Below are 19,278 nucleotides of genomic sequence, written 5' to 3'. Positions count from 1 at the left end.
GTGTTGAATTTATTTCTGGCTGTTGCCTAATACGCGCTGGCGACGGATCTCGTATAGAGCGATGCCGCTGGCGACGCTGACATTCATGCTTTGCACCGAGCCGAACATGGGGATAGTGATCAGCGCGTCACAGGTCTCCTGCGTCAGGCGGCGCAGGCCGTCACCCTCAGCGCCCATCACCAGTGCAATAGGCCCTTCAAGTTTGGTGGTGTGCAGTTCACTGGGGGCATCCATGGTGGTGCCGACCACGAATACGCCCGCTTCTTTCAGCTCACGCATGGTACGCGCCAGATTGGTGACCGAAATAAACGGTACCGTTTCTGCAGCACCGCTGGCGACCTTGCGCACTGTGCCATTCAGGCCGACAGACCTATCCTTGGGTGCAATGATGGCATGCACGCCCATGGCATCCGCCACGCGCAGGCAGGCGCCCAGGTTATGCGGGTCCTGCACGCCGTCCAGGATCAAAAAGAACGGCGGTTCATCCAGGTCTGATTCCAGGATATCGTGTATGTCTTTGTAAGGCATGGGTGTTTCAACCACCCTGGCGATCACGCCCTGGTGACGGCCATGTGCGCCTATAAAGCCATCCAGGCGGTTACGCTCGGATTGGATGACACGGATATTCTGCGATTTTGCCATCTCGAGCAGATCGCGCATGCGCGCGTCTACCCGGTCTTGATCAATGATGATTTCCTGTATGCTGCTGCCATGCTGACGCATGCGACTCAACACCGCATGAAAACCAAACAGAATGCGGGTTTCTGACATAGTGACTCCTAATTAATTTTATTCTGACTGCAAATGCAATCCGCGCAATGCACAGGCATGCGCGGATCGATTTGTCTCTTCCACCAGGGATGTTTCACCACCTGGCGAAATGTGCACAGGCGCTATTATCGGGCTTTCGCCTTGGGTTTGCCTTTATTTTTTTGCACTGAGCGCCGATTTTTTTGTTTGGCGGTGCGTGGTTTGCCAGCGCCGTCTTTGCCTGAGCTGGCAGAGGCTGTCGCCGGGTTGGCCTTGCCAGCGCCTTTGCCTGCGGTTGTCCTGGCTGTTTTACTGCCAGCACTGTATGGGCTGGCAGGCCTGGCACGGGCGTCAGTTACCTGCGATCTTCGCAGTGTGCCGCTGCCGGCTTCAGCCGCCACTTCGCTGTCTGCGTCCTCGTCGCCGGCAGCGTCAGCCTTGCCGGCCAGGGTAAAGTCTATGCGCGCGGTTTCCAGGTCTACCCGGACCACTTTCACGGTCAGCCGGTCACCCAGTCTATAACGCACACCGGTGCGCTCGCCTACCATCTCATGCCTGGCTTTATCGTGGATAAAGTAGTCATTGCCTAGATCAGTGACGTGCAGCAGGCCTTCGACATACACTTCATCCAGCGCGACAAACAGGCCGAAGCTGGTCACGCCAGCCACGGTGCCGGCAAACACTTCACCGACTTTGTCCTGCATGTAAAAGCATTTCAGCCAGTTGGTGACGTCACGCGTGGCATCATCGGCACGGCGTTCGGTCATGGAGCAATGTGTGCCCAGCTGATGCCAGTCTTTGGCCTGGTAACGCTTACCCTCCACCACGGCCTTGATGGCGCGGTGCACCAGCAGGTCCGGGTAGCGGCGTATAGGTGAAGTGAAGTGCGTATAGGCATCATATGCCAAGCCAAAATGGCCTACATTATCCGGGCTGTAAACTGCCTGCTGCATAGAGCGCAGCATCACGGTCTGCAACAACTGCGCGTCCGGGCGCGATTTGATGCGTTGCATCAGCTTGGCGTAATCCTTGGCCTGCGGCTGCTCGCCACCCCCTACGCCAAAGCCGAACTCGCCCATAAACAGGCGCAAAGCTTCCAGTTTTTCCGGCGTCGGGCCTTCGTGGATACGGTACAGGCAAGCCTGTTCATTCTTCAGCAAAAAGTCAGCGGCACAGACATTGGCGGCCAGCATGCACTCTTCAATCAGTTTGTGCGCATCGTTACGCACTACCGGCACGATCTTGTCGATCTTGCCGTTGTCATTGAACACCATCATGGTTTCGGTGGATTCAAACTCGACCGCGCCGCGTTTCTCACGTTGCGTCAGCATTGTTCTGAAAACCCCGTTCAGGTTATTCAAATGTGGCAGCAGCCATTGGTACTCTGCAGCCAGTGCCGGGTCTTCTTCTTGCAGCAATGCAGCCACTTTGGTGTAGGTCATGCGGGCTTTGGAGAGCATGACAGAAGGGTAAAACTGGTATTGCTTGACCACCCCCTGCCCATCGATCTGCATGTCACAGACCATGCACAAGCGCTCGACCTCGGGGTTCAGCGAGCACAAGCCGTTGGATAAAGCCTCTGGCAGCATAGGGATGACGCGGCGCGGAAAATACACCGAGTTGCCGCGGTCAAAAGCTTCTTTATCCAGCGCATCGCCAGGTTGTACATAAAAACTGACATCGGCGATCGCCACAACCAGACGCCAGCCTTTGCCTTGCGGTTCGGCAAACACGGCATCGTCAAAGTCGCGTGCCGTTTCACCATCAATCGTGATCAGCGCCAGGTCGCGTAAATCTTTGCGGCCCTTGTAATCCTTAGGCTGCACCGTTTTTGCAAAGCCTTCAGCCTGCTTGATGGCTGCCGGGTCAAACTGATGCGGCAAATGGTGTTTGCGCAGGGCGATCTCTATCTCCATGCCACTATCGGCATAGTTACCGAGGATCTCCACCACTTTACCCATAGGGCGCGAATGTGACGAAGGGTACTCAGTCAGCTCTATGGTGACCACCTGCCCTACCTGGGCATCCATATCCAGGTGATAGGGGATCAGGATGTCCTGGCTGATACGCTTGTCTTCTGCCGCCACTATGGTCACGCCCTGGGCGCGGATCACGCGGCCTACCAGGGTCTTATTGGCACGTTCCAGCACTTCGACCAGCTTGCCTTCAGGCCGGCCACGTCTATCCAGCCCGGCCAGCCGCACCATGGCGCGGTCACCATGCATAACCATGGTCATTTCTTTGGGGCCAAGAAAAATATCTTCCGGGTGTTTGGTTTTATCATCGGGCTGCAGAAAGCCGAAACCATCGGTATGGCCGAACACGGTCCCGGCGATCAGATGTATCTTATCCGGCAGGCAGAACGCGCCCTTGCGGTTACGCATCAGCTGCCCGTCACGCTCCATCGCACCCAGGCGACGGTTAAAGTTATCACGCTCGTCACTGCTGATATCGAGCAATAAATAGATCTGGTCTGCACTGAGGGGAACCCCCTGGTCAGACAGAAGTTGTAGCACTAACTCACGGCTAGGTAATGGAGTCTGGTATAACTCGGCTTCTCGTTGCGCCTGCGGGTCATTCATACGCAGGTTTTGTTTCGTTTTTTTTGTTGACAATATTTATTCTTCCTTTAAAATGCACAGCTTCTTTAGCCCAGGTGGCGGAATTGGTAGACGCGCTAGTTTCAGGTATTAGTGTTTAACGACGTGGAGGTTCGAGTCCTCTCTTGGGCACCATAAAGAATAAAACAATCCTTTGTTAGAAATAACTTAGGATTTTTTTGTTTTATAGCGTCCATAAAACTACCCGTACAACCCTCATCCCGACTGATCTGGTACCACATGGGGTCAGTTTATCACTATTTAGTTTTGATTCAGATTTAACTTCCACTCTACATACAATTATCCGAAACTTTGACCCGATTTAAGAATCGATCCATGGTAAAGCGTTTATATACTTCACTTAGCGCCGGAGGAGATTGCATGTTAGTTTTAAAATTATTTCTGATCACGCTATTACTGGCTTCCATTATCTGGGTGCTGGTAGCGCCTGATTACAAGGCCATCACTGCAGTAATCATCACCGGCGGCTCTCTGCTTGCCATACGTGTGAACGAGCGCGCACAAAAAGACAAACGCGAGTTTGAACCGAAATAGTGTCCAACTGAGACTTTTCTGCGCGGACTACCCTTTTTACAGTACATCATGCCTGCGTTAACCAGTTTTTACATGAGCCAGGTTTTTAAACCGCTACAATTCCAAGCATGATTCCAGCAAGTTTTAATTCTACAGGTGCAATGTGAACGAACGGCGCATCGCGCATATCGATATGGATGCATTTTTTGCCTCCTGCGAGTTATCGCAATATCCGGAACTGCGCGGTTTGCCTGTGGTAGTGGGTGGCCGTGCTGCGGATACGCCGCAACTGAATGCAGATGGCAGCCATGCTTTTGCGCGGCTCCGTGATTATGTGGGCCGTGGCGTATTGACCACCGCTACTTATGAAGCCCGCGCACTGGGCCTGCACTCGGCCATGCCTACCATGCGTGCTGCCAAGCTGGCACCGGACGCTATCCTGTTGCCGGTCAATTTCAATTTATACCGGCGCTATTCAAGGCTGTTTAAAGAAGCCATACGCACTATCAGCCCACTAATGCAGGATATAGGCATAGATGAAGTGTATGTGGATATCACCACGCTGGAAGAAGATTCCTTAACTATTGCGCAAAAGCTCAAGGCAGCGGTATTCGAGGCGACCAGCCTCACTTGCTCGGTCGGCATCGCGCCTAACAAGCTGCTGGCCAAGTTGTGTTCAGAGATACAAAAGCCGGATGGCATCACCATCATCAGCATGCAAGACCTGCCTAGCCGCATCTGGCCCATGCCTGCGCGCAAGATCAACGGCATAGGCCCCAAGGCAAGTGCCAAGCTTGAATCGCTGGGTATACGCACCATAGGCGAGATCGCCACGCTGCACCAGGCCTGGCTGACCCAGCATTTTGGGCAAAGTTACGGCAAATGGCTGTACCAGGTATCACGCGGGCAGGATGACAGGCCGGTGGTGACCGAAAGCGAACCGGTTTCCATGAGCCGCGAAACAACTTTTGAGCGTAACCTGCATGCCGTGCGCGACAAGCAGGCGCTGGGCGCCACATTCACGCATTTATGCGAGCGGGTAGCCGATGATCTGCAGCGCAAAGGTTATGTCTGCCGCAAGGTAGGCCTGAAACTGCGTTTTGATGACTTTACCACCGTGACCCGCGACATCACCCTGCCTAAAGCGGTGGCAGATGCGCAAGCGATACGCCGGGCGGCCGGCAAGTGCTTGAAAAGGATAGAACTGGACCGCAGCATACGCCTGCTGGGTGTGAAAGCCAGCGGCCTGGAACGCCCGGATGCGCCGCCCAGCAAGCAGTCTGCACAATATACGTTTAATTTTGACTAGCCGGGATAATATAGGACTGAGGAGTCCTTTTTTTATATTGCCCCGACTGTTTTATATTCCCATCACTTTTTATATTCCACCACTGGCACACCCCCCTTTTTATTAGGAGAGCAGCATGAAGTACTGGCTTTTTTTAGCGATCGCAATCATTTCCGAGATCACCGCCACCTCGAGTTTAAAAGCCAGCGCAGGCTTTACCCGCGTCATCCCATCGATAGTGGTGGTCATAGGCTATGCACTGTCATTTTATTTTCTGTCTCTGACCCTGAAAGTGATCCCCATAGGCATCGCCTACGCCATCTGGGCCGGGCTGGGCATAGTGCTGCTGGCCCTCGTCGGCTGGGTATTTTATGATCAGCAACTGGATACAGCGGCCCTGGTCGGTATGTCTTTTATTGTGGCTGGCGTAGTTATTATGAATTTATTCTCCAAAACAGTCTCTCATTCATAAGAATGGCCATAAATCAACAATAACGTTTAAAGGAGAAATGAATGAGGGCACTATTCACATCGTTTATATTACTGGCCGGGCTGATCCCCGCCGCCAGTCATGCGGCGGCAGAAACACTGAAACTGGAGGAGTCGGTCGAGATCAATGCCAAGGCCGATACGGTCTGGGCCAATGTCAGCAATTTTGGCGATCTAGGCTTGTGGCATCCAGCGGTCAAAACCACGCATATCCTGAGCGGCACCCCTAACCTGCCAGGCGCTATCCGCCTGCTGACCTTGCAGGATAACAGCCAGGTCAAAGAAGAGTTGCTGACCTTTAGCCCGGCGCAAAAGACTTTCAGTTACAAGATACTCGAAGGCGTGTTTCCGGTGAGTAACTATCGTTCTACCATCACGGTGAAAGCGCTGTCAGACAGTAAAAGCAAAGTCACCTGGAGTGGTGATTTCAAGCGTAAAGACCTCTCCGACAAACCGGTCGCCAACCAGACAGATAATGACGCCATCAAGACCATGACCGTGGTTTACCGCGCTGGCCTCGATAACTTGAAGAAGATCTCTGAAGGCATGTGATCAGTTTGCAGGCATAACATAAACAAAGCCCGCTATATTGAGCGGGCTTTGTTTTTTGCTAAAGGCCTAACTCACTCAGGCCGGGGTGATCATCCGGACGCCGCCCCAGTGGCCAGCGGAACAAGCGTTCGCTCTCTTTGATCGGCAAGTCATTGATAGAAGCAAAACGGTTGATCATCAGGCCATCGGCGCCGAACTCCCAGTTCTCGTTACCATAGGCTCTGAACCAGTTACCGGAATCATCTCTGCATTCATAGGCATAACGCACGGCGATGCGGTTTTCGCTGAATGCCCATAACTCTTTGATCAGCCTATACTCCAGCTCCTTGTTCCACTTGCGCTCAAGAAACTGCTGCGCCTGCTCACGGCCTTTAACAAACTCGGCGCGGTTACGCCATTGCGTATCCAGCGAATAGGCCAGCGCGACTTTGGCCGCATCGCGCGAGTTCCAGCCATCTTCAGCCAGCCGCACCTTTTCAATCGCGGTTTCGCGCGTGAACGGTGGCAGCGGCGGACGTACAGATGCGTTAGTGGTCATAGCGATCTCCTGAAAGTTAAATCTAAAAATTAAATCCTAAAAATTGAATATGGTGTAACCCTGCGCCGACAACTGGGCGATACTGGGCAGGCCAGAAGTGCCTGGCACCCGGTTATCGCTGACCAGCGCAAAGCCATTGTTCTCGGCAGCTGCACGTGCGCCGAACACATCGGCACAGCCGCATGATACGCCAGCAATGCTGTCAGAAACAGCAGTATACAACGCATGCAAGGCATGGCCCTGCTGGCTGATCTCGCCAGCCCAGCGCGTGCCTGTTCCCTGAAAATAGATGGCGACTTCAGTGCCCTGCTGCTTGAAATCATAGGCAGCGGCCAAGCCGTTAAATGCACGGCCTAAAGCTTCCTCGCCGCCATGGCTGGGGTCAGAGTAAATAATAATGGCTGCTTTCATGGTGGTTCTCCTGGTAAAGCGGGTTGTATGCGATGTCATCAACTTGACAGCTGCATTCTACAAACCCGCCCACAACCGAAAAACCAAGCGCCGGGAAATTGATTATTTCGTCTGACGCAACAACGCTATTTCAAATTAGGGTGATTGCGCAAGTCATGCACGATGTCATCGATAAAAGCACGTACTTTTGAAGAACCTAATTTATCTTCGCGGTGTACGACATGGACAGGCCACGGCGGTTGTTCGTGATCTTCCAGTATCAGCGCCAGCGTGCCCCGCTCCACTTCACTTTTCACCTGGTAAGACAGCAAGTGTGTGATGCCCAGCCCGCCTATGGCTGCGGCCATGGCCGCGTCTATGCTGGAGACCATCAGCCTGGGTTGCATGGCTAGTTTTTCTGCGCTTGCAGTTGCGCCAAAACGCCACTCAACCTTGGGCGACAGCGCGCTGGCAGAAATAATGGCATGCTTGAGCAGATCTGCCGGTTGCTGCGGCACACCATGTTGCTGCAGATAGGCGGGCGAGGCGCATAACACGCGCCGCACTTGGCCGACCTTGATGGCGCGCAATGACGAATCCGGCAGCTCGCCTATGCGGATAGCCACATCTATGCCTTCTTCGACCAGGTTGGTGACATGGTCTACAAAATGGGCGACCACCTTCACTTTGGCGTATTTTTGCATGTAATTTACGATGCTGGGCATCACATACATGCGCCCGAACAGCACAGAGGCGGTCACCGTGAGCGTGCCGTGCGGTTCAGCATTGGCGCCAGCCACCGCCTCGTTGGCGGCAGCGATACTGGCAAGTATCGCCTTGCTATCCTCGTAATACTGGTGGCCGGCATCGGTTAAACGGGTATTGCGCGTAGTGCGCTGGATCAGCTTGACACCCAGTTGTTGTTCAAGCGCCACAATGGCGCGCGTGACGGCGGCGGGAGAAATATCCAGTTTGCGCGAAGCTGCGGCAAAGCCACCCTGTTCTTCTACCGTGACAAACACGCGCATAAGGTGAATCTGGTCTATGACACTCTCCCGGGCAATGAATAGTTGCTGGCGCTGGCGCCAGTGCTGCGTTTGATTATTCCATAGAATGCCGCCAGCAACAATGAAACCAGCCCAGGGCAGTCACGGCAGCCATAACATGGCTGATCGCATAGCTCGCCGCACATAAAAAAGCCCGCCGGGTGATGGCGACAGTTACGTCATCACCCGGCGGGCTATCTTTGAAACACTATGCTGGGCTGCGCTTTTAAAAACCTATGGAATAGCCTACGTAACCCAGAGGTTGAAAGCGTGTCTCCACGATGGGGCTATCGGCTTGCTGGTTGCCCAAACGATTGGCGATCAAGCCGAAAAATACCGCCTGATCTGCGCTGACACTGTAAATGCCATTGATGCCAAGCTGCAGCTGGGTACCGGCTTTGGCCTGATAGGCGGGGCGGTCTGGCCTGACTTCATCGGCATCTACACCAAAGTAATAATCGTTGAATTTGCGGTTATTCCACTGCACACCCACCAGACCATTGACGCGGAAGCGCTCTGAACGGTAAAGGCTGCGGATAAATTGCAGTTGTACATTCTGGCCGTTGCTGGCGCCGCCGGCATCGAAGCCCCATTGTGCATTAATGGTGCCCAGATCGGTCTGCCAGCGCAACACCGGGCCTACATCTACTGAAAAGTCTCTATCGTGCATGCCTTTGGTACGGCTGCTGTCACTGGCATCCCAGCCAAATCTGGCATCGGCCGACAGGCCCAGGCGTATACGTTTATCATCCGACTCCAGCAACCAGACACCTGCCTGCAAGCCATTGATATAAAACCGTTCGCCATAATTGGCGTTGATCACCGGCAGTATCAGCATACGCTGGTCTTTGGAGCCAGAGGTTTTCGGGATCACCCCTACGCCTATGCCGTACATGTTTTTCTGCCGTGGCATGGCGGTTTCTGTCTGCCGGTCTATCTTGCTCTCGGCCATGGCACAGGGGTTGATAAACAGCGCACCGCAAATACCCAGCGTGGTTGAGAGAGAAAATATCGATTTTTTGCCTAACATGTTGAATGCCTTTTTTGCTCTTTATTGATTGTTGACTGTTTTGCGGGTGATCGCTGCTGCGGCCTGGCCATCTGCAATTAATAGATTGCAGCATAGACTAAGCAGATGACGCTTTTGCGATCAGGAAGTTGCTTTGAATGGAAAAAAATATACCACACATCAGGCGGGCCTGATGGCTTGCAGCAACGGGCAAACAGAAAACAGCTCGGCGACCCACTCGATAAATGCGCGCACTTTGGATGAAAGATGGCGGTTTTGCGGGTAGAGCGCGTTCATGGGAAAACCCTCAGCGCCAAAATCGGTCAGCACGCTCTCCATCTCACCACTGGCTAACAGCGCCTGCACCATAAAGCTGGGTAGCTGGCAGATGCCCAGGCCGGCCAGGCAGGCAGACACCATGGCATCGCCATTATTGATCGCCAGCTGGCGCGTGGTGGCGACTTCAAGTTTGACGCCTTCCTGGGTCAGCAAAAAAGGATATACCTTGCCGGTTTTGGAAGAAAAGAAATGCACGCCCTGGTGATGTGGCAGATCGTCAGGGCTGGCTGGCCGGCCATATGTTTCAAGGTATGCAGGCGAGGCCACTAGCATGAACTGCATGGTGCCCACACGCCTGGCGACCAGGGTAGAATCCACGGGATTACCTATGCGTATCACACAATCAACGCCCTCTTCCAGCAGGTCTATAGGCCTGTCGTCGCAGCCTATCTCCAGCTGGATATCGGGATAGCGCTTAAAAAAGTCCGGCAGTGCCGGAATGATGACCAGCCTGCCCAGAGGTGCCGGCACGTCTACCCGCAAGCGCCCTTTTACATTCACGGTCGCCTGGTTCAAGGCGGCTTCTGTTTCTTCCAGCTCGTTCAGCAACCTGATGGCCCGCTCGTAATAAGCCGCGCCATCGGTGGTCACACTGATACGCCTGGTGGTTCTGTGCAGCAGTTTGACGCGCAGGCGTTTTTCCAGCGCCAGCACTTGTGCCGAAACCGTAGTCTTGGGCAGGTTTAATGACAGCGCAGCTTTGGTAAAGCTTTCCAGCTCTACTACCCGCGTGAACGCCAGCATGGTGTCAAAACGGTCCATGATCAGGCCTATATGGTTTTATTGTGCAATAAATTAGCACAGTGATTACATATTTAGGCTATTTATCTGAATTTTTTATTTATTTATAGTGCTCATCAGATTTAAACAACTTCCATTATTCTTATTTAGGAGATTCACATGAGCACAAAATTAAACGGTAAAGTCGCTGTAGTCACCGGCGCATCCAAAGGCATAGGCGCAGAGATCGCGAAACGCTTTGCCAGGGATGGCGCGGCTGTGGTCGTCAATTATTTATCCAGCAAACAAGGCGCGGATAAAGTCGTCGCCGAAATCGTTGCCGCTGGCGGCAAAGCGGTTGCGGTCGCAGGCAATGTGAGTGTAGCCAGCGAAGCGCAAGCCATTATAGAAACGGCCATCAGCCACTATGGCAAGCTGGATATCCTGGTAAACAACTCCGGTATCTATGAGTTTGGCAGTATTGAAGAAATCACCCCTGAACATTTCCACAAGCAATTCGATATCAATGTGCTGGGCTTGTTGTTGACTACCCAGGCGGCAGTGAAACATTTGGGTGAAGGCGCCAGCATCATTAATATAGGCTCGGTCATCAGCCGCCTCACGCCTCCTGGCGCTGTAGTCTATACCGCGACCAAAGGCGCGGTGGATGCCATCACCGGCGTGCTGGCGCGAGAACTTGGGCCACGCAAGATACGCGTCAACGCATTGAACCCTGGCCTGGTTGAAACAGAAGGTACGCATACCGCAGGCGTCATAGGCTCAGAAGCTGAAACCGGCTATGTGGCACAAACGCCGCTAGGCCGCAGCGGCCAGCCGAATGATATCGCCTCTATCGCCGCTTTCCTGGCGTCGGATGACGCTTACTGGCTGACTGGCGAGCAATTGCTGGCTGGCGGCGGCTTACGTTAATCACCATCCACAACCCCTATAGAAAGCAAGCATCATGATCAACTTATATACATGGGCGACACCCAATGGTCGAAAGATCTCCATCATGCTGGAGGAGTTAGGCGTGGACTATACGGTGAGCCCGGTTGATCTGGGCCAGCTGGCACAATTCTCTGCTTCGTACACGGCGATTTCGCCCAACAACAAGATCCCGGCCATCGTCGATAGCGGATCTGAAGGTGCACCCATCACTATTTTTGAAAGTGGTGCCATCCTGACTTACCTGGCGGATAAGAGCGGGCAGTTTTTAGCTGCCCACGGCCAGGCACGTTACAACGCGCTGGCCTGGCTGCACTGGCAAACCAGCAGCCTGGGGCCTATGTTAGGTCAATTGGGTTTTTTCGCGGTTAGGAGCGAGGAAAAATCAGCGCTAGCCATTAGCCGTTTTAGTGAAGAGGCCGATCGCCTGCTGAACGTGCTGGAAAACCAGTTGCAGGCGCATGCCTATGTCGCGGGCGACGAATACAGCATTGCCGATATGGCTTGTTACCCCTGGGTGCTCGCGGCGACCGCCTATCTCAAACAAGTGCTTAAGGACAGCTTAGCGGCTAAGCCTGCCATCCAGCGCTGGTTACAGCAAGTCGGTGCGCGGCCGGCCGTGCAGCGTGGTATGGCTATCCCCAAGCTTTGATGCTTGCCTACTGAACGCCATGTGGAGTACCAGCTTTGAATATTCAAAAACCCGGCAGGCTATCGCGCTGCAGGTTTTTGGCAAACGTGAAGGCAAGCGCCGCCAGCCGGTGCTGATCTACTTTCACGGCGGGCTATTCAACTGTGGCAAGGTTGAAGACGCTTATGCAATGGCGAATGCACTTAGTGGGCAGGCTGTGGTCGTCTGTGTGGATTATCCACTGGCGCCGTGCATGCATTTCCCAGACACCATAGAGGTCGCTTACGAATGCCTGGCCTGGTTAGGCCAGCATGCACAACAGCTGGGGGTTGATGCGAAAAAGGTATTTGTTGCGGGCGAACAGGCCGGTGGCAACCTGGCTGCGGTACTGGCCATGCTGTTTCGTGACCGCGGAATACCCAGCCTGCAGCTGTCAGGGCAGATACTGATCAACCCCATGCTCGATGCCCTGCAAACCTCGAAATCCATGGGTGCGAGCAGCGATACACCATGCAGGCGCGCCTGGGCCGATTATATCCATAGCCACAGTAATGCCACGCATCCATATGCCTCGCCGGTCAACTCATGCCGGCTGGCCGGGCTGGCGCCTGCCCTGGTCATCACCAGCCATCAGCATCCGCTGCGCGATGAGGCCGAAGCTTATGCCGCCAAGCTGTTACTGGCAGGAGTGCCGGTGCAAGTGCAACGGCTGCAGGATAGCGCCCCTCAGTTGAGCGCTGACCAGCACCCGTCTTTTGCCAGTGTCTGCCAGCTGATCAGGCATTTTATGGCTGATTAAATCACTGATGAAGCAGTAAAAACGCAATTTATCCAGCTGCACCTTGTACGAATATTCCTACAAGAGATTCAGAAAATGTTGTATGGAGATGAGAATGAGAAGACAGCATGATTGAGCCTACTAAAAAACATTACCAGCAATGCAAAACGAGGGAGGACTAACCATGACTCAATTAAGCGCAGCTAACGCCAAAGAGCGCCCACAGGCTACCAGTGCGATATCCCTGGCCGCCATTACTGCCGGTGCAGTTGCCGCTGCCGTAGTGATCATGTCTATAGGTTCTATTGTGACGATCATTTCCATCGGTAGTTCCATCAACACTGGCATGCAGACCGCGACCGCCATGTTAAATGATTCACACACAACTGTGATTGCCGCTAACAGCTATACTGCTGACCGCAGCCATTTTCAGCAAGTTAAAAAATCGATCAAAAGAAGCGAAAAGAGTTTCTATATTGATGCTGTCCTGCGTGAGGACTCTCATCACTTGCCTACGCCTACCAGTGAGCAAGTCATACAACAGCCCAAGCTGACCATTAAAGGCAACCACGTTTTTGCCTAACGCCCGATCCCGCTGAGGCTACCCTGGTGCAAAGGCTGGCTACTATCGTTTTAATGGTGAGCGGTCTGTTGCTGACCCAGAGCCCGCTGGCGGGCGAAGTCAATCCCACCCCGCATGTCGCATTCTCCAGTAAATTCCGCAGTGTCGATTATTTATTTACCGATCACGCCGAAACACAAGCGATCGCCGATGGTGCCAATTACGATGTTGCTATCCGTGAAGTAGGCTGGGACCTGATCTCAGCCGTAGGCCGCGCTTGTCACTCTGTCAAAAATATCCAGGCTATCTTTATAGACCGCATCAACTTCAAGGAGCGTCATTCCCTGGTCGTGCTCGGGGTGTTGGCCGACCTTGAGTTCCTGGCATTTAATGTTGAGAGCAATCTGCCTAATACTACCCTCAAAGAATTGATTAGCGCTTTTGAGCGCGAGCATGTTTCCGTGGTCCGCCTGGCTGAAGCCAGTGGTGTCGAACTGCTGCTATCCAACAAATAATCTGTTTTTTGCTCCAGGCCGGTTAAACCCGGATGCGTGCATGCCGACCTATAAAGCGTAAATGTTGATCAGGCTGCGCTCTTGCGTATGCTCGCAGGTCTGGAAATGGATAAAGTAGCTATTGCCGACCTTGATGAACCTGGTCGCATCCTGCAGATCATCCAGCGTTAATACCGGGTTATCCCCCATGTGCGTGGGCAGTGTGATATTGCCATTGGACACGCTGAAAGTGATGCTCTCGGTGGTGATGCCACTCTCGCTGCGTTGCACGCTTTTGATTTTGACTTTAGCCACCTGCTGCTGACAATCCGGCAGCACTTCTTCCAGATTGATCAAGGCCACCACATTCGCTTTGTCTGGCGCTGCTTTGCCGCTGGTTGCAGGCCTGCTGGCAGCCTTCTCAGGCTGGGTGGTGATCACACGGGCGCTATCACTGGCAGCGCCAGCTAAACCGGGAGTAGCCAGAAGTGTGCATAAAGCATACAGCGTTAAGCGCTGCGGTAGCAGACCTGAAGAAAATGCCATGATTAAACCTTTTTTATTTTTGTTGTACTCTAGCGCAATTAAGTAGTGCTAGTAAGTAGTGCAATTGAGTAGCGCAAAGCATTTTTACCATGCTTATTTGCGGCTTCAATTTTCTAACATGAGTTTACAATAAACACTATCAAATTGTATCTGCAGTGATGATTTTTCCAACTGGCAAGCCAGCTTACAAGTCCTGACAAGCGGTAAAATACTTGAGTCATGTCGACTTTTAAGGCATTGTGGGCGACTGAACGCAATTGGCAGCATCCCAATTTATTGAGATAAATGAATGAGTAGCACGCATCACCCCGAAAAAACCTGTGTCACGCGAAATAAAACCGCGCAAGCTAACGTTAACAGCGCTATGCTGAAGCCGGCTTTTTTTCAAAAAGGTTTGATGGAAATCGGCAAACTGAATATCGTTCTGATCGGCCTGATCGTGATCATACTGATCACCCTGATCGCAAAAGAGGATGTGACTAGCTCACCGTTAGCCAGTCAGGAAGTACGGGTACAAACCGTTACTACACCAGAAATTGCCGCACTAGAACCACAAGACACTACGCCCGAACCAGTGGCACAGCCAGAACCGGCTAAAAGCGAATTAAAAACGCCGGCCAAACCACGTAAAAAGCCAGAAGCCGCTAGCCCTGTGGTCGAGCATTCCAGACCTGCAGAATTAGCCGCCGGCAGCCCGGCCAGCAATGCAGAGGCCACCCCGGAAAACAACCCCAGAGCGGAAACTGAGCATACGCTGCAAAAAGAGCCTTCGAGAAATATCCTGGTGTTCAATATCTGGAGCCTGTCTGAACTGCGCTTGCGTGGTACTTTCACCAAGCTGATCAATGATGGCTCTGCCCCACCCGCCATCGTCGATGCCAGGAAAAAAGAATACCTGACTTTTGTGAACAAAAGAACGCACAAATGTGGCGAGCTGCACAACAAATTCGCCAGCAATATCAATACCGTAGAGAAGCTGAACTTTAAGGAAAAGGATGTGGAAATACTGGAATGCCACACCGCAGAAAACATCAACGAACTGAATAAGTTAAACGATTCCGCACCTTACGACTCCTGAGTACAGCCTGATACACGCTACTCGCACCATGCTTTTGGGCGTGTTGCAAACACTGTCCGCTACGTCCTTTAAACTAGATCTTTTCGTGAAAGTCTGCCGCGCCTTTTTTCCAGTAAGCGGCGGCTTTCATCAGCGCTTGCGGCTGACCTTTTTCCAACAGCATCTCCCTGGCCTGTAAAGCAAACGCATGTTCGCCAGCCACCCAGCTGAACCCTTCACCGGCAGGCAGCACCAACGTCTCTAGCTGCCCCAGTATCTCCTGATGTGTCTGCCCCCAGCTGATCTGCTGATTAGCGGTAGTTTCAAGCTGTCTGCGGTCGCTGTCATATTCGACTTGGATCAATGCGATCACTGTGGCATCTGCAGGCAGTTCGGCCAGCCTGCGCGCCAGTGCCGGCAAACTTGAACTGTCGGCGATCAGCAGATACCAATCAAAATCGTCAGGGATGACCATAGAGCCTTTAGGTCCGGCGATCACTGCGCTATCGCCTGGCCTGGCATTTCTAGCCCAACCCGAAGCATCCCCATGCGCATGCAATGCAAACGCTATCGTTAACTCTTGTCTCGCCGTATCAAAACTGCGCGGCGTGTAATCGCGCCTGACCGTTTCACCAGCCGCGTTAGTAAAGATGAATTTGATATGGTCATCAAACGACAAGCTGTTGAACTGTGCCAGCAAGGGACCGCTGAACACAATGTTGATAAAGCCCTCACTGGTTTGCTCTACGCGCGAAACGACTACCGGTCTTTGTTGCAGCTCATAGCGGACTCTTGAAAAATTACGTTCTTTCATCTTAAGTTTCCATTTGCAATTATTTGGTTGATAATATCAACTATGATGAATAAAATAGTAGACAAAGTCAACAATAATCCGGATGATAAGCACCAGGTGTTTGAAACCATCCATCGCCTGATGCATCACTTCCGCGCACGCCAGTATCGTTTGATCCAGGAAAGCGGCGTGGACCTGACACATATGCAACACAAGGTACTGGGATTTTTCGCCCGTCACCCTAATGCCACCCTCAGCGATATGGTGTCGTATACAGGCAAGGACAAAGCGCAGATCGCCAGGTTGATCACTGAAGTACGCAGCAAGGGATTGCTGGATGCCCAGGCGGATGCATCGGACAAACGCATCAGCAGACTCAAGCTGACGCCTGCAGGCAGCAAGGTATTTGAAAGCCTGAAGGCCGCAGAAAGGGAATTGTCTGAACTAGCGGTAAAAGGTTTGACGGAAGAAGAGTATCAAACGCTGCTGACGCTGCTGGCCAGGATCAAAAGTAATATCGCCATCAGCTAGCGCTCAACCTCCCTCTTCTACTGCCTTTATAGCCTGCGGTTGCAAACCTGCCGCAGGCATATTCCTCCCTGCTGTCAGCCAGTCATTAAGCCTTTTTGCAGAACAAATATTTTCTGGCGCACTGCTGCAAAAGCAACAGCTGAAAATCAACCAGTGTTCAAGCAGCAACATTTTGCCCCCGCCGTAAAACATAGCCATGCTGATTTCATTCAGAAAAAAACATGGCACGAAGTTTGATATGGCTTACGGTTGGATTAGGGACAACCCTTTTCATTAAAGCAGTTTGAAAGAGATCATTATGAAAAACGTATGGCGCGCCATTCAGTTTATTCCCGAATATAAAGGGAAAGTCGTTGGTGTCATTCTGGTAGGCACAGCGCTCGGGTTCATCAATACCGCCACGCCTTATATCTACAAATTCATCGTAGATGTCATCTCGCGCATGTTTTCCGGCGCCATCACGCAGGCACAAGCCACCTGGAGTGTCACGGTTTTACTAGGCATATTTTTCGCCTTGCGCCTTGGTGTGGTGATCTTTGGCGCCATTCAAAACAAGCAGGCGGATGACTTGTGGCTGGACACCGTCAGCACTTTCCGCCAGCGCGTGTTCGACAATATGACGCAAAAGTCTATCGACTATTTCGAGAAGACCCGCGTCGGCGAGATCATGGACAGGTTTGGCACCATCACCAGTATCACCATGTGGTTATCATCGCTGACTGAGGGCACCTTGTCCGGTATCTTGCAGATGCTGTTTATCCTGACTGTGCTTTTGATCAAAGCGCCGGTGATAGGCCTGATCATGACCGTAGTGCTGGGCATCAACTTCTGGGTCTCATACCGCACAGTAGGCTGGACCCACAAATACCGTCGCGGCTGGCAGGCACTGGCGGGCAGAATGACAGGCTTGCTGGCAGAAATGGTAGGCAATATCGCCACGGTGAGAAGTTTTGGTGGCGAGCCAGCGGTAAAACAGCGCTATGACACGACACAGGCCGAGTGGCGCATAGTGCGCGACAACCTGCACAAAACACAGTGGAAGTCTGAACAGGTCCTGAATGTGGTCAATACTTTTGGCGTATTCGCAGCCGTCGCCCTCACCGTGCATGGTGCCCTTAAAGGCGCGTACACCACAGGCGACATTCTGCTGGTGCTGACCCTGAGCCAGAACCTGATCAGCACCATCGCCCCTATCGCCAGACAGGTGAACCAGGCCAGCGAGATAGAGAGCAGCGCAGAACGCCTGATAGAACTGCTGGACGTAGAAGCGGAACATCACGACAAAGCAGACGCCATCGTGCTCAGACAGCTGGAAACCATCACCTTTGACAATGTCACTTTCCGTTACCCGGGCAAAGAGATCAGCGCGCTGCAGGACGTTTCTTTCCATATCACGGCCGGGCAAACGCTGGCGCTGGTCGGCACCAGTGGCAGCGGCAAAACCACCATCGTCAAACTGCTGATGCGCTTTTATGACCCTAGCGCAGGCCGCATACTGATCAACGGCATAGACCTCAGGGATTACCAGCAACGCAGCATACGCGCCGTGATGGGGGTGGTGCTGCAGGATGTCGCCCTGTTCAACGACAGCATAGGCGAGAACATCGCCTTTGCCCGGCCCAGCGCAACCACAGATGAAGTCATCGCCGCAGCCAAGGCGGCACATGCAGATGAGTTCATCCTGAACCTGGACCAGCAATACGAAACCCTGGTCGGCGAGCGCGGCATTAAGCTCTCTGGCGGCGAAAAACAACGCGTCGCCATCGCCCGCGCCATACTCAAAGACCCGCAACTGATCATACTCGATGAAGCGACCAGCGCGCTGGATTCCGAATCCGAGCACCTGGTACAGCAAGGGCTGGAACAACTGGTTTCAGGCCGTAGCTCAGTGATCATTGCACATAGACTCAGCACCGTGATGAACGCAGATATCATCCTGGTGCTGCAATACGGGCACGTGATAGAGCGCGGCGCGCATGATGAACTGCTGGCCGCACACGGCCTCTATGCCCGGCTATTTTCCCTGCAATCCAAAGGCCATCTGGCAGTCGCCTAGGCCAGATTTCAATTTAAATCTTAACTTTAACTGTGAATGGTGATTTCAATATGAGCATTTCTCTTTACCAAGTATCCGTGCCGGTGTTTATTAAGTTCCTGGGCAACTTATTCCAAATCCTCGACAAAGCCAGCGCTTTTGCCGCCGAGAAAAAGATAGAACAAAGCGTGTTACTCGAAACCCGCCTCTACCCCAATATGTTCACCTTCGGCCGTCAGCTGCAACGCGTCGCCGATCACGCCACCAGCTACTCCGCCAGACTGGCCGGGCTGCCACCGCCTGTCTTTGATCTTCCGTTAACCACCATCGCCGACTATCAAGCCCTGATCAAAGCCTCAATCGATTTCCTGACCGGCCTGCAAGCCAACCAGATCGACGGCCAGGAACAACGCGAGATCTCCATCCCGCGCGGCACTGAGGTCAGAGTGGTACAAGGTCAGACGCATTTGCTCAACAACATCCTGCCTAACTTCTATTTCCACCTGACCACGGCTTATGCGGTGTTAAGGCATATAGGCGTAGATGTGGGCAAACAGGATTTTCTGGGTAGAGCTTGATGCCACTAACCAGGCAGGCGCGCACTAAAACGCGCCTGCCGTGTCACAAATTGACATTCCCACTTGTGAC

At 52.9% G+C, this 19,278-nt stretch carries 23 protein-coding genes and 1 tRNA gene; 14 read left to right on the top strand and 10 right to left on the bottom strand.

Annotation, left to right across the window (positions count from 1 at the left end; all coding sequences use genetic code 11):
- Positions 1-9 precede the first annotated feature (9 nt).
- Positions 10-771, bottom strand: coding sequence for a 23S rRNA (guanosine(2251)-2'-O)-methyltransferase RlmB (gene rlmB, locus ACFQ1Z_RS03015; protein WP_379055510.1), 762 nt, complete (start codon positions 769-771; stop codon positions 10-12).
- Between the two features lie 125 nt (positions 772-896).
- Positions 897-3,332, bottom strand: a complete 2,436-nt coding sequence (rnr, locus tag ACFQ1Z_RS03010; RefSeq protein ID WP_379055508.1) for a ribonuclease R — start codon at positions 3,330-3,332, stop codon at positions 897-899.
- A gap of 68 nt (positions 3,333-3,400) precedes the next feature.
- Here rnr and ACFQ1Z_RS03005 point away from each other — a divergent pair.
- The 5 genes from ACFQ1Z_RS03005 to ACFQ1Z_RS02985 all read left to right on the top strand — a co-directional run bounded on the left by ACFQ1Z_RS03005 (position 3,401) and on the right by ACFQ1Z_RS02985 (position 6,213).
- Positions 3,401-3,485 (top strand) — tRNA-Leu (locus ACFQ1Z_RS03005).
- A 246-nt stretch (positions 3,486-3,731) separates the two neighbouring features.
- On the top strand, positions 3,732-3,905 hold the full coding sequence (locus tag ACFQ1Z_RS03000; protein WP_379055506.1) for a hypothetical protein: 174 nt from the start codon (positions 3,732-3,734) through the stop codon (positions 3,903-3,905).
- Positions 3,906-4,047: 142 nt separating this feature from the next.
- The gene (dinB, locus tag ACFQ1Z_RS02995) at positions 4,048-5,193 is read left to right on the top strand and encodes a DNA polymerase IV (protein ID WP_379055504.1); all 1,146 of its coding nucleotides are present in this window, start codon (positions 4,048-4,050) and stop codon (positions 5,191-5,193) included.
- Positions 5,194-5,308: 115 nt separating this feature from the next.
- Positions 5,309-5,644, top strand: a complete 336-nt coding sequence (locus ACFQ1Z_RS02990; RefSeq protein WP_379055502.1) for a DMT family transporter — start codon at positions 5,309-5,311, stop codon at positions 5,642-5,644.
- Positions 5,645-5,685: 41 nt separating this feature from the next.
- Entirely contained in the window at positions 5,686-6,213 is a 528-nt protein-coding gene (locus tag ACFQ1Z_RS02985) for an SRPBCC family protein (RefSeq protein ID WP_379055500.1), read from the top strand.
- A gap of 58 nt (positions 6,214-6,271) precedes the next feature.
- On the opposite strand, the gene ACFQ1Z_RS02980 is transcribed toward ACFQ1Z_RS02985, so the two are convergent.
- The 5 genes from ACFQ1Z_RS02980 to ACFQ1Z_RS02960 form a co-directional block, all read right to left on the bottom strand.
- Complete coding sequence (locus ACFQ1Z_RS02980) at positions 6,272-6,751, bottom strand: nuclear transport factor 2 family protein (RefSeq protein ID WP_379055498.1); 480 nt, start codon at positions 6,749-6,751, stop codon at positions 6,272-6,274.
- Positions 6,752-6,787: 36 nt separating this feature from the next.
- A complete protein-coding gene (locus ACFQ1Z_RS02975; RefSeq protein WP_379055496.1) occupies positions 6,788-7,162 on the bottom strand; it encodes a DsrE family protein in 375 nt (124 codons plus the stop codon).
- A gap of 125 nt (positions 7,163-7,287) precedes the next feature.
- Complete coding sequence (locus ACFQ1Z_RS02970; RefSeq protein WP_379055494.1) at positions 7,288-8,169, bottom strand: LysR family transcriptional regulator; 882 nt, start codon at positions 8,167-8,169, stop codon at positions 7,288-7,290.
- Positions 8,170-8,413: 244 nt separating this feature from the next.
- A complete protein-coding gene (locus tag ACFQ1Z_RS02965; protein WP_379055492.1) occupies positions 8,414-9,217 on the bottom strand; it encodes a MipA/OmpV family protein in 804 nt (267 codons plus the stop codon).
- 159 nt (positions 9,218-9,376) lie between these two features.
- A complete protein-coding gene (locus ACFQ1Z_RS02960) occupies positions 9,377-10,297 on the bottom strand; it encodes a LysR family transcriptional regulator (protein ID WP_379055490.1) in 921 nt (306 codons plus the stop codon).
- 138 nt (positions 10,298-10,435) lie between these two features.
- Between ACFQ1Z_RS02960 and ACFQ1Z_RS02955 the strand changes: the two genes are divergently transcribed.
- From ACFQ1Z_RS02955 to ACFQ1Z_RS02935, 5 genes are all read left to right on the top strand, one after another.
- A complete protein-coding gene (locus ACFQ1Z_RS02955) occupies positions 10,436-11,185 on the top strand; it encodes a glucose 1-dehydrogenase (RefSeq protein ID WP_379055488.1) in 750 nt (249 codons plus the stop codon).
- A gap of 34 nt (positions 11,186-11,219) precedes the next feature.
- Positions 11,220-11,855 carry a glutathione binding-like protein gene (locus ACFQ1Z_RS02950; RefSeq protein ID WP_379055486.1) on the top strand — a complete coding sequence of 212 codons (636 nt, stop codon included), beginning with the start codon at positions 11,220-11,222 and terminating at the stop codon, positions 11,853-11,855.
- A gap of 19 nt (positions 11,856-11,874) precedes the next feature.
- Positions 11,875-12,633 carry an alpha/beta hydrolase gene (locus ACFQ1Z_RS02945; RefSeq protein ID WP_379055484.1) on the top strand — a complete coding sequence of 253 codons (759 nt, stop codon included), beginning with the start codon at positions 11,875-11,877 and terminating at the stop codon, positions 12,631-12,633.
- Positions 12,634-12,796: 163 nt separating this feature from the next.
- A complete protein-coding gene (locus ACFQ1Z_RS02940) occupies positions 12,797-13,195 on the top strand; it encodes a hypothetical protein (RefSeq protein WP_379055483.1) in 399 nt (132 codons plus the stop codon).
- Between the two features lie 26 nt (positions 13,196-13,221).
- Positions 13,222-13,689, top strand: a complete 468-nt coding sequence (locus ACFQ1Z_RS02935) for a hypothetical protein (protein WP_379055481.1) — start codon at positions 13,222-13,224, stop codon at positions 13,687-13,689.
- A gap of 48 nt (positions 13,690-13,737) precedes the next feature.
- Here the strand turns inward: ACFQ1Z_RS02935 and ACFQ1Z_RS02930 are convergent, their stop codons facing one another.
- On the bottom strand, positions 13,738-14,214 hold the full coding sequence (locus ACFQ1Z_RS02930; protein ID WP_379055479.1) for a hypothetical protein: 477 nt from the start codon (positions 14,212-14,214) through the stop codon (positions 13,738-13,740).
- Positions 14,215-14,611: 397 nt separating this feature from the next.
- Here ACFQ1Z_RS02930 and ACFQ1Z_RS02925 point away from each other — a divergent pair, with 397 nt between their 5' ends.
- On the top strand, positions 14,612-15,292 hold the full coding sequence (locus tag ACFQ1Z_RS02925) for a hypothetical protein (protein WP_379055477.1): 681 nt from the start codon (positions 14,612-14,614) through the stop codon (positions 15,290-15,292).
- Positions 15,293-15,365: 73 nt separating this feature from the next.
- Here ACFQ1Z_RS02925 and ACFQ1Z_RS02920 read toward each other — a convergent pair whose 3' ends face one another.
- Positions 15,366-16,085, bottom strand: coding sequence for a siderophore-interacting protein (locus ACFQ1Z_RS02920; protein WP_379055475.1), 720 nt, complete (start codon positions 16,083-16,085; stop codon positions 15,366-15,368).
- 42 nt (positions 16,086-16,127) lie between these two features.
- On the opposite strand from ACFQ1Z_RS02920, the gene ACFQ1Z_RS02915 reads away from it, so the two are divergent.
- Positions 16,128-16,595 carry a MarR family winged helix-turn-helix transcriptional regulator gene (locus ACFQ1Z_RS02915; RefSeq protein ID WP_379055473.1) on the top strand — a complete coding sequence of 156 codons (468 nt, stop codon included), beginning with the start codon at positions 16,128-16,130 and terminating at the stop codon, positions 16,593-16,595.
- 3 nt (positions 16,596-16,598) lie between these two features.
- Here ACFQ1Z_RS02915 and ACFQ1Z_RS02910 read toward each other — a convergent pair whose 3' ends face one another.
- A complete protein-coding gene (locus tag ACFQ1Z_RS02910; RefSeq protein WP_379055471.1) occupies positions 16,599-16,793 on the bottom strand; it encodes a hypothetical protein in 195 nt (64 codons plus the stop codon).
- A gap of 100 nt (positions 16,794-16,893) precedes the next feature.
- Between ACFQ1Z_RS02910 and ACFQ1Z_RS02905 the strand changes: the two genes are divergently transcribed.
- Positions 16,894-18,651, top strand: a complete 1,758-nt coding sequence (locus ACFQ1Z_RS02905) for an ABC transporter ATP-binding protein (protein WP_379055469.1) — start codon at positions 16,894-16,896, stop codon at positions 18,649-18,651.
- A gap of 50 nt (positions 18,652-18,701) precedes the next feature.
- A complete protein-coding gene (locus tag ACFQ1Z_RS02900) occupies positions 18,702-19,208 on the top strand; it encodes a DUF1993 domain-containing protein (RefSeq protein ID WP_379055467.1) in 507 nt (168 codons plus the stop codon).
- Positions 19,209-19,278: the final 70 nt, after the last annotated feature.

It is taken from the genome of Methylophilus luteus (assembly GCF_042676265.1).
GTDB classification, from domain to species: Bacteria; Pseudomonadota; Gammaproteobacteria; order Burkholderiales; family Methylophilaceae; genus Methylophilus; species Methylophilus luteus.
This window is presented reverse-complemented; position numbering and strand designations above follow the sequence as displayed.

Coding starts and splice junctions, on each gene's coding strand:
- rlmB (WP_379055510.1), bottom strand. CDS start 771: ATGTCAGAAACCCGCATTCTGTTTGGTTTTCATGCGGTGTTGAGTCGC.
- rnr (WP_379055508.1), bottom strand. CDS start 3,332: ATGAATGACCCGCAGGCGCAACGAGAAGCCGAGTTATACCAGACTCCA.
- ACFQ1Z_RS03000 (WP_379055506.1), top strand. CDS start 3,732: ATGTTAGTTTTAAAATTATTTCTGATCACGCTATTACTGGCTTCCATT.
- ACFQ1Z_RS02990 (WP_379055502.1), top strand. CDS start 5,309: ATGAAGTACTGGCTTTTTTTAGCGATCGCAATCATTTCCGAGATCACC.
- ACFQ1Z_RS02985 (WP_379055500.1), top strand. CDS start 5,686: ATGAGGGCACTATTCACATCGTTTATATTACTGGCCGGGCTGATCCCC.
- ACFQ1Z_RS02980 (WP_379055498.1), bottom strand. CDS start 6,751: ATGACCACTAACGCATCTGTACGTCCGCCGCTGCCACCGTTCACGCGC.
- ACFQ1Z_RS02975 (WP_379055496.1), bottom strand. CDS start 7,162: ATGAAAGCAGCCATTATTATTTACTCTGACCCCAGCCATGGCGGCGAG.
- ACFQ1Z_RS02970 (WP_379055494.1), bottom strand. CDS start 8,169: ATGCGCGTGTTTGTCACGGTAGAAGAACAGGGTGGCTTTGCCGCAGCT.
- ACFQ1Z_RS02965 (WP_379055492.1), bottom strand. CDS start 9,217: ATGTTAGGCAAAAAATCGATATTTTCTCTCTCAACCACGCTGGGTATT.
- ACFQ1Z_RS02960 (WP_379055490.1), bottom strand. CDS start 10,297: ATGGACCGTTTTGACACCATGCTGGCGTTCACGCGGGTAGTAGAGCTG.
- ACFQ1Z_RS02955 (WP_379055488.1), top strand. CDS start 10,436: ATGAGCACAAAATTAAACGGTAAAGTCGCTGTAGTCACCGGCGCATCC.
- ACFQ1Z_RS02950 (WP_379055486.1), top strand. CDS start 11,220: ATGATCAACTTATATACATGGGCGACACCCAATGGTCGAAAGATCTCC.
- ACFQ1Z_RS02945 (WP_379055484.1), top strand. CDS start 11,875: ATGTGGAGTACCAGCTTTGAATATTCAAAAACCCGGCAGGCTATCGCG.
- ACFQ1Z_RS02940 (WP_379055483.1), top strand. CDS start 12,797: ATGACTCAATTAAGCGCAGCTAACGCCAAAGAGCGCCCACAGGCTACC.
- ACFQ1Z_RS02930 (WP_379055479.1), bottom strand. CDS start 14,214: ATGGCATTTTCTTCAGGTCTGCTACCGCAGCGCTTAACGCTGTATGCT.
- ACFQ1Z_RS02925 (WP_379055477.1), top strand. CDS start 14,612: ATGGAAATCGGCAAACTGAATATCGTTCTGATCGGCCTGATCGTGATC.
- ACFQ1Z_RS02920 (WP_379055475.1), bottom strand. CDS start 16,085: ATGAAAGAACGTAATTTTTCAAGAGTCCGCTATGAGCTGCAACAAAGA.
- ACFQ1Z_RS02915 (WP_379055473.1), top strand. CDS start 16,128: ATGATGAATAAAATAGTAGACAAAGTCAACAATAATCCGGATGATAAG.
- ACFQ1Z_RS02910 (WP_379055471.1), bottom strand. CDS start 16,793: ATGGCTATGTTTTACGGCGGGGGCAAAATGTTGCTGCTTGAACACTGG.
- ACFQ1Z_RS02905 (WP_379055469.1), top strand. CDS start 16,894: ATGAAAAACGTATGGCGCGCCATTCAGTTTATTCCCGAATATAAAGGG.
- ACFQ1Z_RS02900 (WP_379055467.1), top strand. CDS start 18,702: ATGAGCATTTCTCTTTACCAAGTATCCGTGCCGGTGTTTATTAAGTTC.